The sequence below is a fragment of the Novosphingobium sp. YAF33 genome, assembly GCF_052113265.1.
GTDB lineage: Bacteria > Pseudomonadota > Alphaproteobacteria > Sphingomonadales > Sphingomonadaceae > Novosphingobium.
Genome location: NZ_JBFRCW010000012.1, coordinates 55,161 through 79,462 on the forward strand (window position 1 = coordinate 55,161; position 24,302 = coordinate 79,462).

Here is a 24,302-nt window from a genome sequence, read left to right on the forward strand (position 1 = left end):
AACGATCAGTTTTTCGTCACCTCCACTAGAGGAACGCCCAGTGAGAAAAGTCACTGTTACTCAAGTTCGCGATGTACTTGCCAAGGTGAGCCTCGACGACGTGGCGACTGTTGCCGACGACGAGTCCCTGTTCGAGGCCGGCGTCCTGGACTCGCTGATGATGATTGAGCTGGTGCAGGAATTGGAAAACCGCTTTGGGACTATCATTTCAAATCGCGACCTTACTCCCTCGAATTTCGATACGCTGATCGGGATGAGCGAATTCGTATCGCGGCGATTGGCAGACGGCACCCCCTTGTGATCAGCAATGACGACAAGGAAGCCAAGCTTTCCGCCAGACGCCGTTCCTTTCAGCGACATATCATTCCTGCATTCCTTGCCACTCCTTATCTGTACGTGCGCGACCGGGCCAGGGTGCATCCTGCTTCAAGCGTTCAGCTCTCCAAGGATATTCGGTTTGGAAAGGGAACAATCGTAAAACGGTGGGCCATCATTCAATCCAGCGGCGGCAGAATAGCCATCGGTCGTAACTGCGCGATCGGCAGCTTCAATCACATCATCGCCGGTGTAGGCGACCTCACGATCGGCGACGATGTACGGTTAGGATCGCATGTTACGATTGTCGCCACCACGCGCGAGTACCGTCGAAAAGATCGGCTGATCACCGAGCAGGGCTTTCGGGACCGTGGCATTTTGATCGGCAACGACGTTCTGATCGGATCGGGGGCTGTCGTGCTCGATGGTTGCCGCATTGGCCAAGGGGCCGTCATTGGTGCAGGCAGCGTCGTTTCAGGCAGGATAGCGCCGTTTTCGATCGTGTCGGGAAATCCCGCCAAAGTGGTCTTCAACCGTGAATGACGCGCCCGCAAGCGTCATAGCCGCGCTTCGGCAGCGGGCGCTCACGCAGCCGGGTGCCCCGTTCATCGCTGATGGCGAGCGCTGGATCACCTTCGGGGAAATGTGGACGCTTGCTTGCCAGGTGCGGCATGCGCTGCTCGGACGCGGAGTGGCCGCGGGAGCCCGTGTCGTTCTTGAAGTGCCGTCCCAGCCCTGGCGCTTCGTCGCGGCTTACTTCGGAACACATCTCGCGGGAGCTATCGCCGTTCCTGTAAGCGCGTCGCGTAGCGGGGCGAATGCTGCAATCGTGCAGCGCACCAGCGCCGCGGTGCACCTGGACACCGCGTCGTTCTCTCCTTTTCTTGAAGAATGCGCTAAGCAGGCGGCTGCCGGAAAAGGAGATCTCGATCCCCCATTACCGGACCCTGCAACGACGGCCGATATCCTCTTCACAAGCGGCACGAGCGGATCTCCCAAGGGCGTCATACTTAGTCATTCGGCAATTCGGTCCGCTGCCGCGGCGACTAACGAATTCATAGGTAACGTTGCCAGCGACCGGGAGGTAGTGACCGTGCCCCTCTCTCACTCGTTCGGCCTTGGCCGGGTGCGTTGTACCGTGCTTTCCGGGGGGAGCATGAATGTCGTGCCAGGTCTGACCTTCCCTGCGCTCATTCTCGAGGCCATGGCGGACGCCCACGTCACAGGTTTGTCCAGCGTACCTATGACCATCGCGGTGCTCGAACACCTCGGCGAAGCGGAATTTGCCGACGCTGCGGCGCGCTTGCGCTACCTCGAACTGGGAAGTGCGCCAATGCCGGAAGAGCGCAAGAGAGCTCTCGCGAGGATGCTTCCCCGAAGCCGCATCTGCATGCATTACGGGCTTACAGAGGCATCGCGTAGTTGCTTCTTGGAATTCAACACCGATAATGATCACTTGTGGAGCGTGGGCAAGCCTGCACCAGGGGTCGCTATTCGAGTGGCCGACGAAGAGGACCGTATCCTGAGCGCTGGAACGCAGGGTATTATTCAAATCCGTTCACCAGCCCGGATGACTGGTTATTGGCTGGATCCACAGACCTCTGCAGCCGTGTGCACTGATGACGGTTGGTTGAAAACGAACGATCTCGGCATTCTCGATGAAGACGGCTATTTGATGCTGATAGGCCGAGCAGATGATCAGATCAATGTTGGAGGAAAGAAAGTGGACCCGCTTGTGATCGAGCGGGCGGCGCTCGCTATTGCGGGCACACGCGATGCAGGTTGCATCGGCGTGAACGATCCGAACGGTCTGGCTGGCCAAGTCCCGGTCCTGTTCCTCGTCGTGGATGAACCTCAAGTCTTCGAAGTTCGCAGGTATTTGCGGCAACTCGCCGGCGCTCTGGAACCGCATGAAAGACCCGTGCGTCTCGTCACGGTTGCCGAACTGCCCAGAACTGAGAGTGGCAAGCTAAAAAGGGCACAGCTGCGCCGCTGCCTTGCACCTGCCTGACCTATYTCTAGCCTCGAAAACCGCACACTTATGTCGCTCTCGGGACCGATGAGGCGTTGCGGCCTGTCTCGTCCGGTATAAACCAGACGAACGCTCCGATTGCCCCCACGATATAACGCATGATGCTTGTCAGCAGTCCCAAGGCCAGTCCCTGTTCCGGCGGTAGGCTGAAGAACGAGAAGAGAACCGCATACGTTCCTTCGCGCAGACCCACGCCGCTAATTGAAATAGGCAATATCTCAAGGAGGTAAACGGTCGGTACGATCAGGAACAGCTGGGACACCGTCGCGGAAAGATGAAGCCCCGCGCTCCAGAGGCAGACGATAAAGACGATGTTGAGCTGGAAAATAAGTGCAACCGCGAAGGCCTTTCCAAGGAAAGATGTTGGACGCAGCGCGGCGAGTAGATCCAAGAGCAAGGTCAGCAACGGATGCGTGCTGCCACCGGCGATCCGTTGCAGCAAGGGATCTATAACAATTAAGAGCACGGCATAGCCGGCCGCCCCGGTGACAAGGATCAAGCATACGGTCGCAAGTGGATGCTGAGGGACTAGATAGAGGCTCGCGCCTGTCGCCGCCAGCGCGATCAGCACGATAAGACCGGTGATCCGGTCGACGATCACGGAGGGAAGCGATTTGACAATACCGCCGGTGTAGCGGCGCAGGGAGAGTGAACGATAAGCGTCGCCGCCGAGAAACCCGGGGGTGAACAGGTTGATGAAATTGGCCAAAAAGTAGGTTCTAACCAGCTTCAGATAAGGGACTGCCACGCCTTGCGCCCTGAGGAGCACGTGCCATTTAAGAGCGCTCAGTCCGGTTTGCATGAACATGAGGCCACCGCCGGCCATAACCACAAATGGGTCGGCGGCTAATAAAAGGGACGCGCCTCGCGCGAACGGTACATGTCGGAACAGCAGGACAAGCAGGCTGGCCGATATCGCAAGCTTGAAAGCAAAAACACCCCATCGTCGTCCAGGATGCTTGGCGCTGGCCGGAGCGCCGGCGGTCGATGCGCCGCGCTCACCTCGCAACACGATCGGCCCGCATTACGCCCGGATTTCCGAACCACCGCGTGAGACCCACGCGCACGGCTATTCGCTCGGCATGGGCCAACAGACGAGGAGCCTTAAGAAGGCGGTGCAGGGCCATGGGGAGTACGAACTGTCGTTCGACTGACCTGACCTCGAAGCCAAGAAGCGCAAATTCACGCTTCAGCATCGATGCGGTGAAATTACGGTACCTCCGGGTATCCCCTTCCGTCCAGCGCTTGAGCGCGAACGTTGCAAAAGTGAACGCATTGACGCTTGCAAGATCAGGGTAATCGATCACCACGGAGTTCCGCGCTACGCGGCATAATTCGGCAACAAAGTGTTGCCAGTCCTCGACATGCGCCATCAGTCGTATCGATATTACGGTATCGAACGATCTTGCTTCAAAGGGAAGCCGATCAAGCGTGACGATGCAGAACGTGACATGCGTGTTTCGCAAATCGCTCGTCAGTCGCTCCGCGCAGGCAGCGGAGCTGCCGCCTACGGTGATCTTATGCCCCCATGCAGACAATGGCCCGCTAAGCTGGGCATGACCGCCGCCCACGTCGAGAATAGTCACACCCTGCTTGTCGGCAAGAGCATCAGCTATGACCTCCTCTTGTCTTTCGAGAAAAAGCCGACCAGCTCGCCCGGCGAAACGCCTAGCGTAGGCAAGACTGGAAGTGACGATATCGGGCGCCTCGGGGCTCATTTCAGAAGCCCTTGCTGGCGGTACCAAGCCACGGTGCGTCTGAAACCTTCGACAAGGTCCACCTGCGGGTCATAACCCAATCCTTCGCGCGCGTGCGCAATAGAGAAAGCGCGGTTGTGCTTGAAGAATGTGAGCCGCCGGCGGTGAAGCGGAGGCTCTATAGAAAATTTCCTGCAGGTTGTTTCGCAAAGATCCGCAATGAGTTCGACAGGTTTGTAAGGCAAGCGAATCCATGGCGGCGGCCGGTCGAGCGATGCAGCTGCCTGGGCGATGAGCGCCTTGAGCGGCGTGTAATCGGCCGCGCCGAGAATGAAGATTTCTCCGTCGACCCCCGGGACAGTCAGCCCGCGCATGAAACCTTCGGCAAGATCATCTATGAAAACGGGATGGAAGTTAGCGGATCCCTCGCCAATCTGAACGAACATCCGCTTCTGCAACATCGTGAACATTTTAAGGAGCCGCGTGTCGCCGGGCCCATAGATCCCGCAAGGACGCAGAACCACGATCTCCATTGGGCCCTTGCCTACCGCGCCGACGCAGATGCGCTCAGCCGCCAGCTTGCTCTCCTGATAGGCATCCTGCGGATCAAATGGCGCATCTTCATTCGACGGGGAGACGCGAACTGAACCGTGGACACCGATAGTCGAGCAATAGACGAAGCGGCGCACCCCGCTTTCCTGGGCGGCCCAAAGCAACCGCTCGGTCCCGTCGCGGTTGACGGACATGAACTCCTCGCGCGGACCGTCACTCCGGTACATCGCCGCGACATGGAGGACACCGGACGCGCCTTTCACAAGTTCGCCAAGGGCTGCGCGGTCGGCAAGATCGCCCAAGACAGTTTCGCCTTGCCAAGTTGGCTCAGGTCGCCGCAAAAGGCAGCGGACTCGAAAGCCTGCCTGCCGCAGGCGTTTGGCAATCGCTCCGCCAAGCAGACCGCTGGCCCCTGTAAGCGCAATCAGCTGGGGAGGGGTGATGGCCCTCATGCGGCAGCCTTTCGCGGCGCCGAGCGCTGGCGATCGGGGCTTTTTCGTCCTTCCAGGTCAAGCGCACTCAGCGCAAGCGAACGAGAGGTCGTCAGTTTCGTGCCGAGCAGGGTATAGAGCCCGCGTGGTCCGCCATGCCGCCCGTGATCATAAAGAAGGTCGCGGTTTCGCAATCTAACACCCTGCCCGTTCGTGTCCGGAAGCGCTCCAGACCATGTCTCGACCACTTTGCTACCCTGCAGCTGCGGTACAGCTTGCACGATTTCCCGCATTGCCCGCTCAATCAGAGCCTGCGGCACAGCGGGTCTTACCGCGCCGCCGAGATCTTCGGAAAGCGGGTGATAGAACGTTCCTGCGAGAATGCTTCCCTCATACCCGCGCAAGAAATAGCTGCGTCCGTGCCCGGCGTTAGCGGAAAGGGCCAGCGCAGTGCCGACTTCCATAGGTCGGTCAAGGAGCAGATTGAACGCCAAGACGCGCGCGGAAAGTGCTGGAATGTCACGGTCGAGGCACCGTGCCAAGGAGCGGGAGGCAGCTCCGACGCAAAGCATTACGCACTTGCCGTTATAATGCGCTTCGCGGTCTTCTCGCCGAGTGCTGATAAGCAGACCGCCTTCCGGCCGCTCCTCCAGGCCTGTCGCCTCCTCGTGCAACGTGACGCGTCCCCCCATCGCCTCTATCCGCTCCGCTATGTGCGCAAGCAGCCCTGCCCCGTCCTCGAGGGCAAGCTCTGACCACTCAGCAACCGCTGTAAGACGTTGGCGCGGAACCAGCGACGGCAAATCATGGTCGTCGCCCTTGAGCTTGGCCGGGGGGAGCCCAGAAGGCGAAGCGGCAAGATTTGAAAGCAGGCGCTCGATAACAAAGGCCGCGCGGAACATTCCGGGCGAGCGAAACGTGCGATGATAAAGCGGCATCCGGCATCGCAGCGGCTTGCAATAGGCGCTGAATTCTTGGCCGAACCATCGCTGGTTCTCACGCGAGCGGTACCAGCGTGGAATATCCAACGATTGCAGGTAGCGCAGCCCGCCGTGGACAATGCCCATACTGGCGGTACTCGCACCGGCGCCAAGGCCGGCTCGCTCCAGAACAAGAGGCTTGAGGCCGCGCTCCGCAGCGGCAAGAGCGACCATCAATCCCTGGATCCCGCCGCCAACGATGATAGCGCCGTACGCTGCGCTGTCGTCAAGGCTGGATACCGGCATGAGAAGCCATCTCCTTGTCCTGAGCCTCGCTTACATGCTCGATAATTCTTCGCACACGGTAAATGGAACTTGCCGGAAGACGGGTGAAGAGAATGACCTCTGCGATAAGACCGACTGCTGCGACCTGAATGCCGAGAACTATAAGCAGTACACTGAGCAGCAGCGCGGGCCGCTCGGCGATACTTTGTCCCAGGAACCTTTGAATTATGAGGATCGCCGCCAAGACAGAACCGCTGGCGAACAATGCCGCACCGATGGATCCGAAAAGACGAAATGGTTTTTGAAGGAACCGTATGAGAAACGTGATGGATATTGCGTCGAGCAAACCTGCAAAATAGATTCTGAGATTGTACGAACGGTGCCGGCGATCGAGATCCGCTTGCGGGACCTTGACCTGCTTGACACGGTAACCGGCATGTTCGGCGAAAATCGGAAGATAGCCGGCCTGCTCGTCCTGCAGTACAAGACGATCGAACAAAGACCGCGCGAAAAGCCTCACCCGGCAGCCGAGATCGTCGAACCTGGTTCCGGTCAGGCGGTTCGCGCTTCTGAAAGCACTCGCTCGCGCCCGGTTGAGCAGGGAGTCCTTTACGCGGATCCGAGAGGCGGCAACCATGTCGCTGCCCTCGAGTTCGGCCGCAAGAGAGGCAAGAATGTCAGGCTCGACTTGCAGATACGGGGGGAGCGTCATCACCAGCTCGCTCTTCGTCGCACCGATTGCCTCACGCAGCATCGATGTCTCCCCGCAGAGATGAGGCATATGTATGACTCTGACGCCGGCGCCGGATAGGGCGGTTATATCGCTCACGCGCGGGTGGGTCTCTGCAACAATGTAGATGTACTCGACGCTCTTGCCGAGCGGCTCCAGTGCCTTTTGGTAGATGTCGAGGAGCTGCTTGGGCTCGTCAACGCGGTCGGTGACGCAAATGACGACAGTCAGTTCTGGCAAGGGTCTTACTCCCGGCACGTTCATGTCGGATCTCCCTGGGGAGGCTTTCTGTAGGCGTAGAGCTTGGCGGCAAGCGCGGAGAACTGACTGACCCGGGGTTCGGTGATTGCCAGGATATAGCCCAGTGTAGACCAGGCAGCCAGGAACAGCGCCAGCTGGGCAAAGAGGAACACGATTGACCATTCGACAATGACGGTTGGCCGCTCTGTTTCCACGAGCAACAGGATACCCAGCCCTAGCAGGCAAGTTGCCAATGTTGGCCGAAGCATCCACGTCCGAGGACGCAGCGAGTAACGAAGCAGGAAGCGGATGGACACGATATCCAAAGCCACTTTGTAGATCCGTGAAAAGCCGTATTTGGACGTTCCGAAGCGGCGCGCATGATGCCTCACTTCCACCTGTACGATCTTCGCTCCTGCCAGTTGGCTCAAGGCCGGGATAAAGCGGTGCATCTCACCGTGGAAAGGCAGGGTCTGGATAAGCTCACGACGGTAACACTTCAGCGAGCAACCGCTGTCACGGACGGTTACGCCGAGCAGCCCATTGATGATGCGGTTCGCCACTTTCGAGACGAGCATCCGCTTACCCTCATCCTGCCGCTTGCGCCGCCATCCAGCCACCATGTCATGGCCTTTCTCCAGCAAGTTCAGCATAGCCGGGATGTCGCGCGGATCGTTTTGCAGGTCGCCATCCATGGTCACGATGATCCGGCCCCGGGCGTTATGGATGCCTGCAGCCATTGCCGCGGTCTGTCCATAGTTTCGCGCGAACTCGATAACGCGAACGCGTTCATCGTCCTTGACCAGGGCAGCTGCACGTTCAAGCGTGCCATCGCGGCTGCCGTCATCAACCAATATGAGCTCGTAGGACCGCGGTTCTTGCACCAACGCTCGCGAAACAGCTTGGTACAGCAGAGCGACGTTGTCCTCTTCGTTGTAAAGCGGCACGACAACGGAAAAATCGGGTTCGGTCGGCAAGCTTAGTCTGTTGCCGGGACACATCGTGTTCATTTGCCGGCTCCTGAAGCGGCGAGAAGAAAACGACCCCTTCCCCGTTTGGGAGGGCCCAGCGTCGCATAGGCTTCACGAAGTCGCTTCTCATAAGCTGGAAGACTGTAGTTTTTCGCGGTACGCCGGGCGGCCTCGCCCAGTCTCGTCCTGAGGGAAGCGTCGCTCGCCAGTCTTACGAGCCCGGCTGCCATGGCACGGTCATCGGGATCAACGAGGCACGCTTCCGTATCGGATAGCACTTGTGTGTGCGAACGAATGGCCGTTGCCATGATCGCGCGGCCTGCCTGCATATAGGCATAGAGTTTCATGGGGGTGTTCACGCCGCTAATGCGCGGCGAACAAAGAATATCCGCCTGTTCCAGCAGTTGCGGTAGATGGGTCAGCGGCGCGGCGCCTGCAAGGTGGACACGGTCTGCGATAGCGAGGCGGCGGACCGCTCCCGCCGCCGCCGCCACGTCGCGGTCCGAGCCGCCCACAATGACGAGCGAACAGCATTGCTCGGGGACATGTTGCATCGCAGCCAGTAGCAGATCGACGCCTTGGTAACGCTCTAAATTGCCAACATACAGGGCGATCGGCCGAAGGCCCCCCACCAAGGCGCGCAAGTTCATTACTTGGGCCGACTCGCCGGCGGCAGGCACTGGCGGCGGTGCGTCGGGAAGCACATGAATAGTCTGACCAGGGGCTTGCGTGGCCACGCGCTCCGCGATTGCCGCACAGACCGGCAAGATCAAGTCCGCGCGGCGCATTGGCCACCGCTCCAAGCGGGCGAGCAGCGGACGGAAAACACCCATGCGCGGCCACTTTTCGGCAATTTGATCGCTCAGCAAGGAATCCATATCGTAAACCAGCTTGAAGCGGCGCAGCATTTTGAGAAATAATGCCGGAAAAACAGCTTCTTCGCCGGCATGAACGATGTCGTACCGTCGCTTGATCAAGTGTCCAATTGCCGCCGCTACAAGGAACGCATCGCAAGCGAGCTTCGGCGCAGAAAGACCGATCGGCACGCAAGTGACCATCGGAGGTCTGGCGGCTCGATATATCGTCAGGCCGGAGACAGCGATGTCCTCACCCCCGTGGAAGACAAGCAGATCTACCTTGTGCCCTGCCCGGCACAGAGCCTCCACCGCCAGCCTCACGGCGATCGGAGTTCCTCGCTCGACGAAAAATGGCTGGGGAGCGAGAAACAGAATTCTCATGCCGCGCGTCTTCGGCTGCGGTGCCACGCGAGCTGCTGGCGCATGGCCATCGCGAGTGATGCCCTGCGCCCATATGTCCGGTGACCAGGGTTTTGCAGAGCCTGAAGAAGAGAGGCTGCAGGTCTCTGCGGATCTATAGCCGAACACACCACTTGCCCGAAGCCGCCGATGCGGTGATTATCGCCGGCCATCGGCAAGCTATCAGTCCCGGCAAGGACCGGGCGACCGGAAAGGCCGGCACGCCGCAGCGTCGGTGATGGCAACAAGGACGGTCGCGCTTGGATGTCGCCTGCAAAAAGGTCAGCACGGCTTTTTAAAGCAGATGCGACTGAGGCGCCGCGCTGCCCTATCCACTTGCCAAAGCCCCATGGCAGGACTGCAAGTCCGCCACCGGATCGCGCGGCGAGGGTTTTTGCCAGACTGTCATTATCGCGAGGGAAATCCAAAGTGCCAAGCAAGAGCAATTCGATGCTCTCTGCCGTCACGATCTGGCGTCCCGCTATTATGAGCATGGGTAGCGCGCCCGCGTCATAGTAGAGCGCAATCGGTTCCGATGTCTCGTGCAGGCCGCGCGGAGGATCGCTGCGCCATTTCAAGAAGAGCTGCTCATCCATTCGTTCAGCAAGCAGCAGTACACCGATCTGTGCCTCGGGGCAGTTCTTTACAATATTTCCTGCAGCGATTTCCAGAGAAGACACCCCGTCATAGAGATGGGCGTGAGCATCCACTGCCAGACAACTCCAGCCCGAACTAGAGCGTATAGTAGGGCACCTTACCTCTTGATGCATTACCACATCCAGTAGCTTGCAGAAGAAACCAGCCGTAAACTAACACATAAATTCCAGCAACATACGAATCCGAAGAGCGCATTGCGAAAAAGAGTTGCACCAGTACATCTATTGTACCTCTTAAGTGACCTCAACCACTCATATGAAGCAGCCTAATGCCGATGAGGCATAACATGACCTTACGAGATCATTGACATGATCCCTCTTCGAAGGATGAGTGAGGCATCTTGTTCAGTGATCAAAAGGCGAAGCCGTGCGGCAAACTGTCATTGACGGCCAAACCGAAACTCAAAGCCGCCCTGACGAGCCGCCCCCCTTCGCGAAAGACCGGGAATTTTCCGGCAGAATCTACACCGTCGTCCTGATAACGCTCGTTCTCGCCGCTTTCGCCATTCGCGTGTGCAGCGGGATGACACGTGTTATCTTGCACGACGAATTTTACCATTACTTCGCGGGCCTTTCTTTCGGACAGAGCGGGACCTTCGCGATCGGTAACGGTGAGTATGTCCGCGCTGCGCCTTATACCGCCCTTACCGCTCTTTCGATGCTGGCCTTTGGAGATGGATTGCTTGCGCTGCGACTCCCAGCCATCCTTTCAGGCACTCTACTGGTCGCYGCGGTGGCACTATGGTTGCAGCGGTCCAGCCGGTTTGCTGCTTTGGCTGCGGCAACCCTACTGGCATTCGATTATTTCGGCATCCAGCTATCTGGTTTCGCCCGTTTCTACACTTTGCATGGCTTGATGGTTTGGCTGGGCGCTGTGGGGACCTATACTCTTGTCACGAAGAAGCATTCGCCGGCACGTGCCGCTATGCTCGTTATGGCTGTTGTGAGCGCTTTTGCCCTCGCCCTGGAGCTGCAAATACTCACCCTCATTTGCATAGCGGCTCTGGCTGCGTGGGCTGTACTCGATCGCCTGCTCTTTGTTGGAAAACCAATACGTATCGACAACCGAAAGATGGCCGCTTTGTTAGCAGTTCTGCTGGCGATCTTAGTCGCAGCCCTGGCTTTGTCGCCGCTACCGAAATTGCTCGTATCGCTGTATGCGCGGTTCTGGAACGCAGCGCCCTGGTCCCGGCAATCGCAGTTCAATTATCTGTACTATGTGCAGTTCATGCGGTCTTATGGGTTGCTAGCATACCTCTTTCCTCTTGGTCTTATCTGCGCTTGGTTTTTTGACAAGCGTAAAGCGCTTTTTCTCTCGGTTTTGTTCGTCGTTCCGCTCTTGATCGCCTCTGTCGCTCCCCAGAAGGCAGAGCGCTACGTGTTCTCGGCCTTCCCGTTTTTCCTTGCCCTTTGGGCGCTAGCGGCTGGCTGGGTCTTCGATATAGTTCGGCAACAAGCGTCGCGGCGGGATTGGCCGGCTTGGCGCGCGCCGTTGCTTACCGCGATCCTGGCGCTTGCGGTGCTAGGCAGTGCTTACAATTTTCGCAGTAACCCCGGCAGGATAGCGACCTTCGTGCGCTCGGGCGATATAGTTTCACCCGAGAAGATGAAGCGTAGCCGAAATTTTGACTGGGGCCCCTGGCTTCCAGCGCTTCGAGGCGCTGTCTCGGGTTACGACAAGATTGTCGGCGTCGATGACATGCGGACCTTGTATTTCCTGGGACGGCTCGACCTGATGTTGAACCGCACGATCCAGTGGGACTTATCGCACGAGGAATTCGCAAGGGATACGAGAACCGGCGTTTTGATGATCAGTGAACCAAACTCTATCGAACTTTACATAAGGTGCACCAGAAGCGGCGTGATCATCGTTCCCGAGGGAAGATGGCGCGACTACTCGGTCATATCGAGCACGGCAGATGCCATCGAGAAGGTGGCGACGCGGTCGCGCTTGCCTGCCGACATGCCTTTTAGGATCTACACCTGGAAAGCCACGACAATGACGAGAAGCGCGGAGTGTAAGAAAGCGCCCTTCCGGCAGTGACCTGCTCCTGCCGATCGGTATGATCCGCCCTCTGATCTCTGTGCAACAAGAGCGCGCCCAGCCAAGGGCGCTACTGTATGAAGATGATCATCTCCGAGAAGGGGAAGTCAATTGCAGCTGCGCAGGGCGACCGCGCCAGCCCGCCCGCAGTGGCAATAGATATCGCCTCAATTTGCCCACGCCAGTCTTAAGCTGCGAGTTAGTCCGCTTGCCCCCCCCCGCGCAGGCGGCGCGRCCCTCTAGGTCGCCAGCTTGCGTCAAACATCAGGATCATGCCTGGCTGCGCTGAATTTGTGCTCGGAACGTGTCGCCAGATCAGACACGCCGCATTACCCAAAGGTGCCCCGCAAGCTTCGGCTGCAACCCTACGTTCGCCTGACAGCGCCGGGGTTACTCATATCTGAAGCTGCCATGATAGCCTGTCCGCAGTTCAAGACGGGAAACAGCCTTTGATCCGGCTGATATTGCGCTCTTTGCCAAACGGGACAAAATCGCTTTTGCTTGGCTTACTTTAGACCCGATTGACGGCCGGCGCCACCGACCCCGCTATCACCGAACTTTCCACCGCCGTGCAATGGGAGTCACTATAAAACAAAGTCAGGTCGATCCGAAAGGGCCGGTGCGGTCGCACGAACGACTGCTTTTTAGCATTGATTATCGTTGCGGCGGAACTCCGGACAGGTCGATCGAAAGGTGATAACATCCTTCGTCAACCTGTTATACCAAGATGCGTTGACGTTCCCGAAACCAGATCTGTACGCTCTCGTCGCCATTCTCCGCATCAAGTCTTGTAAACAAGGGCTCCGGCGCCATATGCCAGTCTATGTTCAACAACTGAAAGGAGGTGATCGAATGTCTCATTGTCTCACGCCGCTGACGGCACACCTAATGAGCACGATCCCCGCCGATGGGGCTTCCCAACTCTAAGGGCCGTAGCGGGCTGGCAATGGAAAGGCCGTCCTGAAGGGGCGGCCTTTCGATTATGCCTACTGCTGAAAATATATCCGCACCCCGCACGTAGTCGCCCCTTCTATCAGATCGCCCGGTGCGTGGGCGGCGCGCATTGCTCGCCAACGCGCATTAAAATCGCAATCAGCCTTAGCCCGAGCAGGGCAACGGGCGTTCGTTGCTGCATCGCCGCGGCTGGCACCGCGGCCCGCCTTCGAGCATCACTGCTTGCTGCATCACCGGAAACGGAAGGTTGGCTCGAAAATAGCCTGACCCAAAGCGAAGGCCTTGAGCCGTGACTGGTTTGGTCACCTGAAGGCGCAACTCGATAAGCTTGGATGGAGAACTACGGTTTGCAATTCCTCGATGCGGGGCCGGCGCGCAAGAAAATGATAGCGGCGCTGAGGGCGCTGCAGAAATACGGAAAAAAGGCGCATTGATCACGGACAGTCAGTTCAGGATGCCCCGCCGGGCTGTGGCAAGGGGCCTGCAAGACTTGCACTATTTTTTGGTTACACGAGCGTCCCTCCCCTGGTTTGGCGGGGCATCGGTCTCCAGTCTTTTCGATAGGTTTTTTGAGCCTGAGACCATGACCACGCCGTGCCGTACGCCGGTAAGGGGCGAACCGTAGCAAGGCGTGTGCCTATTAACAGGCGAGCCGCATGGCGCCTCAGGCTCACGCACGACGTTGGGGTAGGTACTTGTAGCCAAGAACAAACGGCCAAGCCGCCGGTCGCCTGCTCGTTATGAGGGAGCGCCGAACCACGAGCGCGCCGTTGCTCCCAGAGCTACGAGACTTGCCGCCCGGTCATAAACCGACAGCTTGTCGCACGAAATTCATCAAATCCGCGGGCTGACTGGGTTTGGCGCAAAACCGCGCGCCGGGATAGCGGGCCAGCAGCTCGTCGCCGGCCGAAGTGCCGGAGTGAAATATGAGAGGAACCCCCGCGTCTTGTAGAAAATCCGCGACAGGGAAGACCGGGCCGTCGGCAAGTTGCACATCCAGAATGGCGCAAGCAGGCGTCCAGCGATTGACTTCCCCTAGGGTTGCCGAAACAGATCCGCACGGGCCAATGACTCGGAAACCGGCAGCCACTGCGGCGTCTTCCAAATCGAGAGCAACGAACGGGGCGTCGTCGACAATCAATATAGCAGGCTTCATATCCCAGCGACTGGAACGCTTAACCCTTTCCTGCTTCACATCACCACCTAGCATTATCCCGCCGCATCTTTATCTCTCCGGTTTCGTGCACCGCTTCTTCGCCTATGAACGCACGCCGCCGTTTCGGTTCCAAGTCTGTGCGTATCTGCGCACGCCCTTCGAATAGCTCAATTTCCTGTCAGCGTCCTTGGCCTTTTTTCTCGCGGTCGTGAGATGGTGTGCCATCCGGCATCTTCAATATCCGCTAAGGCGAATTAAGAGCGTTTCGCCGCGTTTGGGCATCTTTGTCAGCTGTAAGTGATCGCTCGATGCTCAGCTGTTTCAGTTTGGAAACGGGGATCGGGTCTCACATGYGGAACGCCTTTGCTTCGGCCACCGATACGAAGAGGCGGTGCGCGCCCTGAGGACGGCGCGCGAGGCGGCGACAACAGAGAAAATGGGCTGTTCAGCGTCTCCTGTCCCATCCAGAGCGTAGCCCCTCGGCCCGGAACGATCTGCAAAAGGATGGCTCGCCCCGCGCCGGACGGCTAGGCGATACATGTCCTTGCCCGCTCAGCCTCGCTACAAGACTGAAACCTTACCAAAATGGTCGCCTGCGATCGATGCTCTATCGATTTGGGAGATTTGAGCAGACCCAGTGCAACCCCGCGCGATAATCGCGCCAGTTCGGCCCCGGAAAGGGAATATAAGGTTGGATCTTGAGGATCGATCCGTGTCATCCTTGATCTCCACCTGAAGCGGAGTACGTCATTCTGAGACTGCGCAGATTTGTTGCAGCCGCCCTGCCTGAAGATGATCTGAAAGGAACGTGAAGGTAAGGCATGTGCGGCTTGCAACACTGGTCGTTTCGCCGCGGCCCTGTCTGGCATTGAACACCTGGATTGCCATTTGTTGCGAGGAACCTCGTGGTGGCGGCGGACGGCTCAAGCAAAACTGAAAATGCCGAACCGCCGCATCGCAGCCACTTGTCCGCTGCAGTACTTGTCGCCGATTTAGGTTCAACCCTAGCGAGCTTCGGCTGGCTCAATAAGGACAGGTGTGCGCCCACCCGGCGCGTGACCGGCGCCCCGCGACTTTCGGATGAGGTGCTGCTTCGCCCTGCCGCCTGCATTGCGCGCCGGGTGAGGTGCTTGGGGGCAGTCCGGATCAGCGGTAGGCTGGCTCGAAGCGCCTCACGTGGCGGCGGCAGGCAAGTCATCCGTATGACATTTGCGCTCCTGCCGAAACGTCTATGCACGCTGATAAGCCCGTATAACCATGCGCGCGGCGGCCGAAATTGTCTCAGTCGAAATGGATTACAGGCGGAGGCCCTTTTATCGCCTGGAAAGCTGGGCGCGCGTATAGGGTCGTGCAAGGGGCGGAAATGCATAGCAAAACCTCCAAATGCAAAACATAAAGGGCGATCGTGCCACGATCGCTATAGCCTGTCCTGGAAAAGGTATGTTGCTCATTTCCAAGGATCAAGGGGATTCGAAGGATTTTTGGATTGGCGGCGTCGTGGGAAATCGACCTTGCGGCGATGCTACGTTTGCCGAGCCGACTTCAAGGGTGCGGGAAGATCGTGTCACCGCAGCGAAGCGCCAGCACGTTTTCATGGCCCGCCTCAATGACAGCCGTTGGCAAATACCTCTCATTCAGGTCAAGATGTGCGCTGCCTGCTTGTCACACATCAGACTGGATGGACTGCCATATTTAGCCTTGGAGAGTGTTATCTCCGGCCGCGGCGCTCGAGTAGCGGCGAACCCCCACCTTCAGAAGGCGCCGCATCGCCTCGATTCCGGAATCCTCCATCTATGATGTCAGCAGGCTCTTTCCTTTGCATCCCACCGCGCGGCCGCATCGTTCCGTCCTAAATCGCCTTCGCCTTCCATTCCCTTAGTTGCGTGTTGTTTGACACATATTATTTACCCGGGAAACGGCGAAAGCCTTGATTTGGGTGATAAGCGTTATGGATTTCAAAAGCTTGCATGGACGCATCACCGGACGCGGAATACCTAAGGTTGTTCTGTCTCATGGCTTCGGCACCGACCAGGACGCGTGGTCGGACCTGCGGCCCTGGCTCGACGAACGATTTCAGGTTTTCTCTTTCGACCTTCCAGGCTGCGGTCCGCAAGGCGAGCTCACTTACGACTTCGAACGTTATGGCAATATCTACGGATACGCAGACGGGCTAATCGAGCTGCTGGATGGTGAGGGCATCACCGAATGCATATATGTGGGCCACTCGATGAGCGCCATGATCGGCGCAGCCGCCTCGATTGGCCGCCCTGACCTGTTCTCCCGCATGTTCATGATCGGCGCATCGCCGCGTTATATCAATGAACCGGGATATTTCGGCGGTTTCGATCAGGCAGATCTGAACGGCCTCTTCGACGAAATGGCAGCCAATTATCAGGCCTGGGTAGCCGGGTTTGCTCCCATCGTGGTTGGCGGTCAGGATGAGAAAACGATTTCGGAATTCTCTCGCACGCTATTCCAGATGCGACCGGACATCGCCCTTCATACATCGCGAACCATCTTCACCTCGGACATGCGGAGCGCCGCCACCCGCGTCGCTGTGCCGGTGCATCTCATTCAAACGGCGAACGACGTCGCCGTACCCCCTGCGGTGGGTGAGTGGCTCTCCGCCCAGATCAAGAATGCTACACTCGACATTATTGATGCCTCTGGTCACTTGCCTCACATGACCGCCCCTCAAGCTGTTCTTCGGATTTTGGAAAAGCATCTCCAGGCTGAACTTTCATGAGCGCGAGTATCAGCGAAGCGCTTTACGAATTATGTGGCTTTGCCCGTGCTGTTTGCGAAGCCGACCTCGTCATCGCGCTGGAGGTGGACGCCGGGTTTCAGGCAAACTCTGTTGCCGTGTCGCCGGTCATGCCGCTGCCCCCCTTCAACCTTCGGCACAGCCGATTGTTCGACCGAGCCTGGAGTCCTGTCCCGGCCGCTGCGTCCTGCTTCCGTTTGCCCACAGCGCTGATACATGCCTTGCCGGAACTTCCCGCCCATATCCTGTTCGTTCCCGCGCGGCTCGATCATGCTCCTAACAGCGGCCTGCTGCTGCTGTGGACAAGTGCCGTGAGCCCGCCTTCGCTCGTCAGACATGTCCCTCTGCTTGCCGGCAGCGTGGCCTCCGCCCTGACGCAGCGGCGGCAAGCCGCTCGCCAGACCCTCATTCGCGACCAATTCAACGACCTGCTCGAAAGTGTGCCTGCCGGAATTGTCGTTTTTGATGGCGATGGACACGGCGCGATGGTCAACGAACGCGCCGCGCAGTTACTGGGGATCCGCGCCGGTAGCCATCAGGCAAGTAGCCTGGTCTTTCCCATGCGAAAGCTCCGCGAACGCTGCAGCAACCGCGACGCTCTTGCCGAAATGTATTCAACGCGGATGAGAGACGTGGATTATGCCCTCACTACCCATTGGGTTCTTGGCGACCGGACATATGAAGTCGACACGCACCCTGTTCGCGGTGATGGCGAACAGGGACGCATCTGGCTTTTCACCGATGTGACGGCTGAGCTGCGCATGGCCGAGAAACTTAGACGACTTGCCGATACGGACCCACTGACAAGCGTCCCCAATCGCCGGCATCTGGAAAACGAGGTTCATCGGATCCTCGAGGCGCCTGGATCGCGAGACAGATTGTTCTCGGCTCTCATGATCGATGTGGATCACTTCAAAGCGATCAATGATACATACGGCCACTCCGTCGGTGACGAGGTTTTGAGGCAGGTCGCGGTGCGGTGCCGCAACGCTTTGCGCGATCGGGATCTCTTTGCGAGGTTCGGCGGCGAGGAGTTTGTCGCCATTCTCGCGACACCGCGCTCTGACGAACTCGCTGCCATTGCCGAGCGGATGCGGGAAAGCATCGCCTCGGCGCGGTTCGCAAGCGGCGGATTGTCAATTCCGGTGACAGTCAGTGTCGGGATTGCCTCCGGTAAAAGGGGCGAGGCACCGCCGAAGCGCTTTCTTGCAGAGCTGGTTGCTCAGGCCGACGAAGCCCTGTATTCTGCGAAGCGGTCCGGACGAAATTGTGTCGTTGTTTATGGCGCGCCGGAATGATCCAGTTCGCACGGAGCGTGCTTCAGATCGGTCGCGGCCCAGCACGGTCTCAACCGATGGGCTCGTTACGGCCATGATTACATGTCGCTCCGATACCTATGAGTGTCTGGACAGGCGACAGGCCTTGGGCCATAGGCCCGAAAATGGTAACCGATCTCTCCTCGACAATTCTGCAGATTCTGGAACGCGCCCCTCAATGGGTACGTCATGATCTTGAGTCCAAGGAACTCGCTATCCGTACTCGCGCCGAAGAGACACTCGCTGCGATGATTGCGAGCGCTTTGCAAGGAGCCGGCTTGGACGCAGATGCGGACAAGCGTGCTGACTGACAACCACCCGGTCACACTTTCGGCAAAGAGTAGAAGATCAAAGTCCACGCTCAGCGCAGCCTCCGAGCTCCTGCCCCTCCTCGGCAAGCGGCCAGATGGAGGTCTGCTCCGCTGACAGGCCGAGTAGCCAACCATTGTTCAAAACTGCAAGCGACGCAGACACAGGGACGTGCTGACCTTTATTGCTCTTTCATGATAAACTCGGCCGCATACATGCACAGGCAACAGGGGACCGATAGAAGCACTGCTGCGCTGAGAAATGGCAGGGCGAGCACGAACCTCAAAGTTGAACCCACGAGGACCTCTCCTATCATGCAACGGATATTCAACGGTCCAAAGCTCTCTTGGTGCCAAGAAGGCCTTTATCCGACACGAGGTGATAGAGCTTTTCGCTCGTTCCTTGAAAGGATGCAATCCAGAGCATAATGGTCCATCTGCGTCTGCAGCGGCTGTGACCCCCTGGATACCGCAGCCTGTTCGCCCGCCCGGTTTGAGCAAATCTGCGCCGAGGTCACGGTCCGACAGATGAGCCACTCCACGGAACGAAGACAAGCGGCAATGATAAATCGGTGATTACACGAGCATTGTGAAATCGCGAGCCGGCGCCCCGTTACCGCAATCGAATACAGGGCTTCCCCGCAAACGGGATATATTGGCAATGAAGTTCGTCAATTCGCGGCGACGACACTCTTCAAGGGCAAACTCTCCGTCGACGCCGAGCTCCCAGCGCGCAGAACGATCGTCGGCGTCCATGTGAAGCGCTTCCAGCAAACAGGCGTGGCGCTCCACGGCCGCTTTATTGCGGGCAATGCCTTTGGCCACGAGAGACGCGGCTTGTTCGCGCAGTGCGGTTGCGACCTCGTCTAGCGCGCGGCCATGTCGGCAAGCCGGAACTGGGTGTTCTGGAATTCGGCGATGGGCTGGTCGAAGCTCGGGGTGATATTGCACGCCCCAGAATACACCGGGACCGGACCGGATCTCGGCAGCCTGCACATGCGTGGCCCCATTTCCAGCCAGCAGGATAGCGCCCTTGGGAAGCGCCTCGACTTCATCACTATGGATAGCTGCCGCATCCCAGACCGGCGGCCTTCCTGCGAGAAGTGGGTGCTGCGCTCCTTGAAGCGTCGGCACGATCCGGCGCGCGACGCCGGCTTCCAGCCGCTTCCGCATCGGCCTGATGCTCCCGCCGGCCGCAGCAACCGCAAGCTGAAGGCCGGCACACGATCCAAAGGCCGGCGTGCCTGAGGAGAAGACGGCCCGCACGAATGCGATCTGGCGGCAGACTACAGGGCTGTCTTCGTAGACATGCAGGGGCGAGCCAGTGATAAAGACCGCGTCAAATGCCGCGATCTGCTCGGCTGAAAGTGGCTGGGCGTCGTTATCGGCCGGAGCGATCCTCGTGATCTGCGCCCCCGCCGCAATCTGACGAAGAGTTTCAGCGAACGTCTCGCCAGAACTCCTGCCCGTGCGCTCGCGGCGCGCCTCACGCTGATCGCGCGTTTCGCTTTCAGCCACCAGGAACTGCAATGTACGTCTCCGTAAAGAAGCTTGCCTCGCGCTGTCCGAGACGGACAACTTTGGACGTTGTAACCGCCGAAAGACCATCGGGTTTCGCAGGCAGCCCTCAACATCGCGGCAGTCCCTTTAGATACCAGGGGTACCCCTTAATCGGCGCTGTCAGCGCGGTACGCGCCAGAGCGATGGCCGGCGACACCGAACATGGCAATGGCACCGCCTTCGCCGCAAACGCCGTTCGCATGCCTGCTTCATTTAATCAAAGCTTCGCCAGGCTAGACGCGAGATCACTTTGTCTGAAAGGTTTCGTCAAACGAGGCACATTCGCCGAAAGACCTGCACCTTCTGCGTATCCTGAAACCACAAGTACGCGCACTTGCGGCAGCCACGCGCGGACGCGCTCAGCCAAATCAGTTCCGGAAATACCAGGCATTAAATGATCCGTGACCAGAAGGTCGATATTGCCGTCTTCTTCGAGGATGCGAAGGGCGTCTTCCCCCGAGTCCGCTTCCAATACACGGTAGCCAAGCTCGCTCAGCATGTCGGCCGTGCTAGCGCGAACGAGATCTTCATCGTCTACTAGAAGCACAGTGCCTCGGTGGACTGGAGCTGCTTGATCGTCAGTTGCCTGTTCCGGGGCCAGCGCACTTTCGCTGACAGGCAGCCACAGGCAAATAGAAGTTCCCTTGCCGAGCGTGCTTTCGATCCGCAACCCACCGCCAAGCTGTGCCGCGACACCATGAACCATCGAGAGGCCCAGACCTGTGCCCTGCCCCACGCCCTTCGTTGTGAAGAACGGCTCGATAGCTTTAGCGATGGTGTCGGCGTCCATCCCGGTACCGGTGTCCGCGACCCCAAGGCGGACATAGTTGCCCCCCTGCAGACCGCTTACCTCTCCCGCCCCAACCCTGTCATGCGACAAGCTGATCGTCAGGGTCCCGCCACCAGGCATCGCGTCCCTTGCATTTACCACCAGGTTCAACAGCGCCATTTCAATCTGGTTCGCATCCGCATGGGCTAGAGGAACGTTCTGGGATATTTGCAGCTTCAGCCTCACCCGCGGGCCGCATGTGCTGGAAATCAGACTCTCCATGTCGCGAACAAGGGTATCGACATCAATGGCTCTTGCCTGAAGCGGCTGCCGTCTTGCAAACGCGAGAAGCCGCTGCACCAGAGTCCGGGCCCGGTCGGCTGACTTGATTGCGCCTTCGATCAGGCTGCGCTCACGATCATTGCCGAGTCCCCTGCGATAAAGAAGATCAAGGCTACCGACGATAGGTGTCAGCAAGTTGTTGAAGTCATGAGCGACACCGCCTGTGAGCTGGCCCATGGCCTCCAGCTTCTGGGACTGCCGCAGCGCCTCCTGGGCTTGTTCGAGGGCGTGCGTCCGCTGTGTGACACGCTTTTCCAATGTTTCATTTAGCCTGCGCAGCGTATCTTCGCTTGCACGCAGCGCTTCTTCCATTTCCCGGCGAGCCGATATGTTGTTGAACAACACAGCCACGCGGGCGCTCTTGGGATCTCCGGCCCGGAAGGCATAGACTTCGTACCAGACATTACCGAGCGCCTCGGCATGTTGCTCGAACCGTACCTGTTCTCCACTCGTGGCGACAGCGCCAAAAATGTTGAACCATTCCTCTTCATGATCGGGAAGCATTTCCCTAATGGTCCTGCCAGTGACCCCGACCAGCCCGGTCTGCTTCTCAAAGGCAGGGTTCGCTTCGATAAACCGGTAGTCACGAGGCTTGCCGCACTCATCGAAGATCATCTCTATGATGCAGAAACCGGCGTCGATCGATTCGAACAACGAACGATATCGCTCCGCGCCGCGGTTGAGTTCTTCCAGCCTGGCGCGGGCATCATATTGCCGCATCCGCCCGCGAAGGGCAGAGCGGGCAAGGCTTATGAGTGTCGTGGGGTGAAACGGGCGCTCCAAGAAGGTCACGTTCCCGAGGACTTCCAGGAGCCGCCTCGCAAGGGGATTTCGCTCCAGACCACCACCCTTCGTCGTGAGCAGTACGAAGGGGAAGTCGGACCATTCGGGCTGGGTTCGCAGCCACGTTGCCAACGAGTTGAGGTCCGCGGTCCGTAAGGCCTCTTCCGTCAGCAGGGCGAAACCGGCGCCCTTCTCAAGCTCTGCTACAAGCTCGCTTACCGACTTCGTTTCCGCCGACTGCAGGCCGGCGTCTCTGAATAAGCCCGCTGCTACCGCAGCATCCCGTCCTTGCGGAGCTAGAATGATCCCCCGTTCGGAACGATGGCCCATCACCCGAGCTCATCCCCCAAAAGAGCAGAGGACTCTGCGCCGTCTGCAAGCGTTGGGACGCCGCGCAATACACCTTGGAAGCGGGTAAGCGGCTTGCCCAGTCTCAACCCCTTTCCTCCGATCCTGTACTCGCGGATCGTGTCCTCATGAGAGCCCGTCCGCTTCTTTATGACAGAGATTGCACGCCGGACCCGGCCCGATGCCTCAAAGTAGCGAAGCAGGATAACTGTATCGGCCAGATATGTAACGTCGACAGGTGCTTGCATGTCACCAACCAGACCATGCTGGGCGACTGTCAAAAAAGTCGTAGCGCCTTGGCGGTTGAGGTACTGCAGCAGCTCGTGCATGTGCAGGATCAGCGCGTTCTCTTCGGGCATGGCCGCCTGGAAGCCGTTGAGACTGTCTATCACGACCGCGGTGACGCCGTTCTGTTCGACCCTACCACGCACCCTTTGGGAAAATTCTCCGGGCGAAAGTTCCGCCGCATCGACCTGCTCGAGAAAGAGTTTGCCGCCGTCGATCATCGATTGCACATCGATACCAAGCTCCAGAGCTCGATTGCATAGCGAACCGATCTCTTCATCAAATACGTACATGGCGGCGCGTTCGCCTCGAGAAACGGCCGCTGCCAGGAAGATCAAGGCTAGAAGCGATTTGCCTGTCCCGGCAGGTCCAAGCAGTAGCACGCTCGATCCGCGATTGATGCCGCCGCCAAGCAGTGCGTCTAGTTCCGCCAGGCTACTCGTTAACACGCTGCGGGAAAAAGTGTTTTTATGCTCTGCTGAAACGAGCCGAGGATACACGGCCACGCCCCCTGTCTCGATCTTGAAGTCGTGGAAACCGCCGCGGTATCGTCTGCCCCGGTATTTTGTAACCCTGAGGCGACGGCGCTCTGGCCCGTAAGCGGGAGCCAATTCTTCGAGGCGAATTACGCCGTGCGCAATGCTGTGAACGGTCTTATCCGCCGCTTCCGCAGTAAGATCATCGAGCATCAGAACGGTGGTATTTTGCCGCGAGAAAAAATGCTTCAATGCCAGGATCTGACGTCTGTAACGCAGTGAGCTTTGCGCCAGTAACCTGATTTCAGACAAGCTGTCCAGAACCACCCTCTCCGGTCTTGCGCGCTCAAATGCATCGAAAATCCGGCGAGTTGTTTCGCCCAATTCGAGATCGGACGAATAGAGGAGGCTTTGCTGTTGATCCTCATCAAGGAGGCTCTCGGGCGGCACTAGCTCGAATAATTTCACGCCGGCGAGATCCCAGCTATGGGATTGCGCGCTTGCCCGAAGTTCGTCCTCTGTTTCTGACAAAGTCACATAAAGGCATTGCTCGCCCCTCGCGGCGCCTTCCATCAGGAACTGCGTTGCTATTGTGGTTTTTCCCGTTCCAGGGCTGCCCTCGAGGAGGAAAAGCCGTCCGCGCGTAAAGCCGCCAGCGAGAATGTCATCGAGCCCTGACACGCCGGTCAATGCCGAACTTGTAAAGCCATCCTGGATCTTGGTCATAACACCTTTGCCAATCAAATCGCTTAGCTGAGTCCTATCCTAATTACGCTTTCGAGCTAAATTGGCTGCAAGACAGACCGTTCGTCTATCTGGAGGCCAAGGGCGGGCACTGCCGAATACCCCCGCGCTTTAGCTGCCCGAGGCGGGTTTGCGCACGTTCTGCACTCGTCGAGAAATCGAACAAGCGTTGCAACGCCTCGGACGGCTCGCCGACGCCAACCGGACGGACGCCGATCGATTCGAACTTAACCAGCGGGCGCCTCGAAGGCGCCGGCTTCGTTCATGCTTGTGCGTCTGCACAGGCCTACGCTCTATAAGACTGCGCTAATTGCCACAGAGAGCGCTAATGTTTACCCTTAGATTTTGCTGAGCTAGAGCCGTCCAAT

The 24,302-nt window shown here is 58.5% G+C and carries 19 protein-coding genes; 7 read left to right on the top strand and 12 right to left on the bottom strand.

What is annotated here, in order from left to right; genetic code table 11:
- Positions 1-40: 40 nt before the first annotated feature.
- Genes AB4Z00_RS21300 through AB4Z00_RS21310 form a run of 3 tightly spaced genes read left to right on the top strand, consistent with a single transcriptional unit; the run spans position 41 to position 2,326 of the window.
- Entirely contained in the window at positions 41-301 is a 261-nt protein-coding gene (locus AB4Z00_RS21300) for an acyl carrier protein (protein WP_442047129.1), read from the top strand.
- On the top strand, positions 298-858 hold the full coding sequence (locus tag AB4Z00_RS21305; RefSeq protein WP_442047130.1) for an acyltransferase: 561 nt from the start codon (positions 298-300) through the stop codon (positions 856-858). Before AB4Z00_RS21300 ends, AB4Z00_RS21305 begins: the two co-directional genes overlap by 4 nt.
- Complete coding sequence (locus AB4Z00_RS21310) at positions 851-2,326, top strand: class I adenylate-forming enzyme family protein (protein ID WP_442047131.1); 1,476 nt, start codon at positions 851-853, stop codon at positions 2,324-2,326. Before AB4Z00_RS21305 ends, AB4Z00_RS21310 begins: the two co-directional genes overlap by 8 nt.
- A gap of 28 nt (positions 2,327-2,354) precedes the next feature.
- Here the strand turns inward: AB4Z00_RS21310 and AB4Z00_RS21315 are convergent, their stop codons facing one another.
- From AB4Z00_RS21315 to AB4Z00_RS21350, 8 genes are read right to left on the bottom strand one after another with little or no spacing between them, the layout of a single operon-like run.
- Positions 2,355-3,359: a lysylphosphatidylglycerol synthase transmembrane domain-containing protein gene (locus AB4Z00_RS21315; RefSeq protein ID WP_442047132.1), complete on the bottom strand. Its 1,005-nt coding sequence runs from the start codon at positions 3,357-3,359 to the stop codon at positions 2,355-2,357.
- Entirely contained in the window at positions 3,346-4,065 is a 720-nt protein-coding gene (locus AB4Z00_RS21320) for a class I SAM-dependent methyltransferase (protein WP_442047133.1), read from the bottom strand. The genes AB4Z00_RS21315 and AB4Z00_RS21320 overlap by 14 nt, the downstream gene beginning before the upstream one ends.
- Positions 4,062-5,048, bottom strand: a complete 987-nt coding sequence (locus AB4Z00_RS21325; RefSeq protein WP_442047134.1) for an NAD-dependent epimerase/dehydratase family protein — start codon at positions 5,046-5,048, stop codon at positions 4,062-4,064. The genes AB4Z00_RS21320 and AB4Z00_RS21325 overlap by 4 nt, the downstream gene beginning before the upstream one ends.
- Positions 5,045-6,253, bottom strand: coding sequence for an NAD(P)/FAD-dependent oxidoreductase (locus tag AB4Z00_RS21330; RefSeq protein ID WP_442047135.1), 1,209 nt, complete (start codon positions 6,251-6,253; stop codon positions 5,045-5,047). The genes AB4Z00_RS21325 and AB4Z00_RS21330 overlap by 4 nt, the downstream gene beginning before the upstream one ends.
- Positions 6,234-7,226 (bottom strand): dolichol-phosphate mannosyltransferase, encoded by a 993-nt coding sequence (locus AB4Z00_RS21335; RefSeq protein ID WP_442047136.1) that lies wholly within the window; start codon positions 7,224-7,226, stop codon positions 6,234-6,236. Before AB4Z00_RS21335 ends, AB4Z00_RS21330 begins: the two co-directional genes overlap by 20 nt.
- Positions 7,223-8,212 carry a glycosyltransferase family 2 protein gene (locus tag AB4Z00_RS21340; protein ID WP_442047137.1) on the bottom strand — a complete coding sequence of 330 codons (990 nt, stop codon included), beginning with the start codon at positions 8,210-8,212 and terminating at the stop codon, positions 7,223-7,225. The genes AB4Z00_RS21335 and AB4Z00_RS21340 overlap by 4 nt, the downstream gene beginning before the upstream one ends.
- The gene (locus AB4Z00_RS21345) at positions 8,209-9,411 is read right to left on the bottom strand and encodes a glycosyltransferase family 4 protein (protein ID WP_442047138.1); all 1,203 of its coding nucleotides are present in this window, start codon (positions 9,409-9,411) and stop codon (positions 8,209-8,211) included. The genes AB4Z00_RS21340 and AB4Z00_RS21345 overlap by 4 nt, the downstream gene beginning before the upstream one ends.
- On the bottom strand, positions 9,408-10,139 hold the full coding sequence (locus AB4Z00_RS21350; protein ID WP_442047139.1) for a hypothetical protein: 732 nt from the start codon (positions 10,137-10,139) through the stop codon (positions 9,408-9,410). Before AB4Z00_RS21350 ends, AB4Z00_RS21345 begins: the two co-directional genes overlap by 4 nt.
- 313 nt (positions 10,140-10,452) lie before the next feature.
- Between AB4Z00_RS21350 and AB4Z00_RS21355 the strand changes: the two genes are divergently transcribed.
- Entirely contained in the window at positions 10,453-12,129 is a 1,677-nt protein-coding gene (locus AB4Z00_RS21355; protein WP_442047140.1) for a hypothetical protein, read from the top strand.
- 1,756 nt (positions 12,130-13,885) lie between these two features.
- Here the strand turns inward: AB4Z00_RS21355 and AB4Z00_RS21360 are convergent.
- A complete protein-coding gene (locus AB4Z00_RS21360) occupies positions 13,886-14,293 on the bottom strand; it encodes a response regulator (RefSeq protein WP_442047141.1) in 408 nt (135 codons plus the stop codon).
- A 1,894-nt stretch (positions 14,294-16,187) separates the two neighbouring features.
- Here AB4Z00_RS21360 and AB4Z00_RS21365 point away from each other — a divergent pair.
- The 3 genes from AB4Z00_RS21365 to AB4Z00_RS21375 all read left to right on the top strand — a co-directional run bounded on the left by AB4Z00_RS21365 (position 16,188) and on the right by AB4Z00_RS21375 (position 18,630).
- Positions 16,188-16,985 (top strand): alpha/beta fold hydrolase, encoded by a 798-nt coding sequence (locus tag AB4Z00_RS21365; protein WP_442047142.1) that lies wholly within the window; start codon positions 16,188-16,190, stop codon positions 16,983-16,985.
- Positions 16,982-18,301 carry a diguanylate cyclase gene (locus tag AB4Z00_RS21370; RefSeq protein WP_442047143.1) on the top strand — a complete coding sequence of 440 codons (1,320 nt, stop codon included), beginning with the start codon at positions 16,982-16,984 and terminating at the stop codon, positions 18,299-18,301. Before AB4Z00_RS21365 ends, AB4Z00_RS21370 begins: the two co-directional genes overlap by 4 nt.
- 143 nt (positions 18,302-18,444) lie before the next feature.
- Positions 18,445-18,630, top strand: a complete 186-nt coding sequence (locus AB4Z00_RS21375; protein ID WP_442047144.1) for a DUF6771 family protein — start codon at positions 18,445-18,447, stop codon at positions 18,628-18,630.
- 573 nt (positions 18,631-19,203) lie between these two features.
- Here AB4Z00_RS21375 and AB4Z00_RS21380 read toward each other — a convergent pair.
- The 3 genes from AB4Z00_RS21380 to AB4Z00_RS21390 form a co-directional block, all read right to left on the bottom strand.
- The gene (locus AB4Z00_RS21380; protein ID WP_442047145.1) at positions 19,204-20,157 is read right to left on the bottom strand and encodes a type 1 glutamine amidotransferase; all 954 of its coding nucleotides are present in this window, start codon (positions 20,155-20,157) and stop codon (positions 19,204-19,206) included.
- 247 nt (positions 20,158-20,404) lie between these two features.
- Complete coding sequence (locus AB4Z00_RS21385; RefSeq protein WP_442047146.1) at positions 20,405-22,414, bottom strand: ATP-binding protein; 2,010 nt, start codon at positions 22,412-22,414, stop codon at positions 20,405-20,407.
- Positions 22,411-23,916, bottom strand: coding sequence for an ATPase domain-containing protein (locus tag AB4Z00_RS21390; RefSeq protein ID WP_442047147.1), 1,506 nt, complete (start codon positions 23,914-23,916; stop codon positions 22,411-22,413). Before AB4Z00_RS21390 ends, AB4Z00_RS21385 begins: the two co-directional genes overlap by 4 nt.
- Positions 23,917-24,302: the final 386 nt, after the last annotated feature.

Bases quoted from the DNA above. Each gene is read 5' to 3' on its own strand.
- AB4Z00_RS21325 (WP_442047134.1), bottom strand. From the start codon at position 5,048: ATGAGGGCCATCACCCCTCCCCAGCTGATTGCGCTTACAGGGGCCAGC.
- AB4Z00_RS21340 (WP_442047137.1), bottom strand. From the start codon at position 8,212: ATGAACACGATGTGTCCCGGCAACAGACTAAGCTTGCCGACCGAACCC.
- AB4Z00_RS21345 (WP_442047138.1), bottom strand. From the start codon at position 9,411: ATGAGAATTCTGTTTCTCGCTCCCCAGCCATTTTTCGTCGAGCGAGGA.
- AB4Z00_RS21375 (WP_442047144.1), top strand. From the start codon at position 18,445: ATGGTAACCGATCTCTCCTCGACAATTCTGCAGATTCTGGAACGCGCC.
- AB4Z00_RS21335 (WP_442047136.1), bottom strand. From the start codon at position 7,226: ATGAACGTGCCGGGAGTAAGACCCTTGCCAGAACTGACTGTCGTCATT.
- AB4Z00_RS21320 (WP_442047133.1), bottom strand. From the start codon at position 4,065: ATGAGCCCCGAGGCGCCCGATATCGTCACTTCCAGTCTTGCCTACGCT.
- AB4Z00_RS21330 (WP_442047135.1), bottom strand. From the start codon at position 6,253: ATGCCGGTATCCAGCCTTGACGACAGCGCAGCGTACGGCGCTATCATC.
- AB4Z00_RS21370 (WP_442047143.1), top strand. From the start codon at position 16,982: ATGAGCGCGAGTATCAGCGAAGCGCTTTACGAATTATGTGGCTTTGCC.
- AB4Z00_RS21390 (WP_442047147.1), bottom strand. From the start codon at position 23,916: ATGACCAAGATCCAGGATGGCTTTACAAGTTCGGCATTGACCGGCGTG.
- AB4Z00_RS21360 (WP_442047141.1), bottom strand. From the start codon at position 14,293: ATGCTAGGTGGTGATGTGAAGCAGGAAAGGGTTAAGCGTTCCAGTCGC.
- AB4Z00_RS21365 (WP_442047142.1), top strand. From the start codon at position 16,188: ATGGATTTCAAAAGCTTGCATGGACGCATCACCGGACGCGGAATACCT.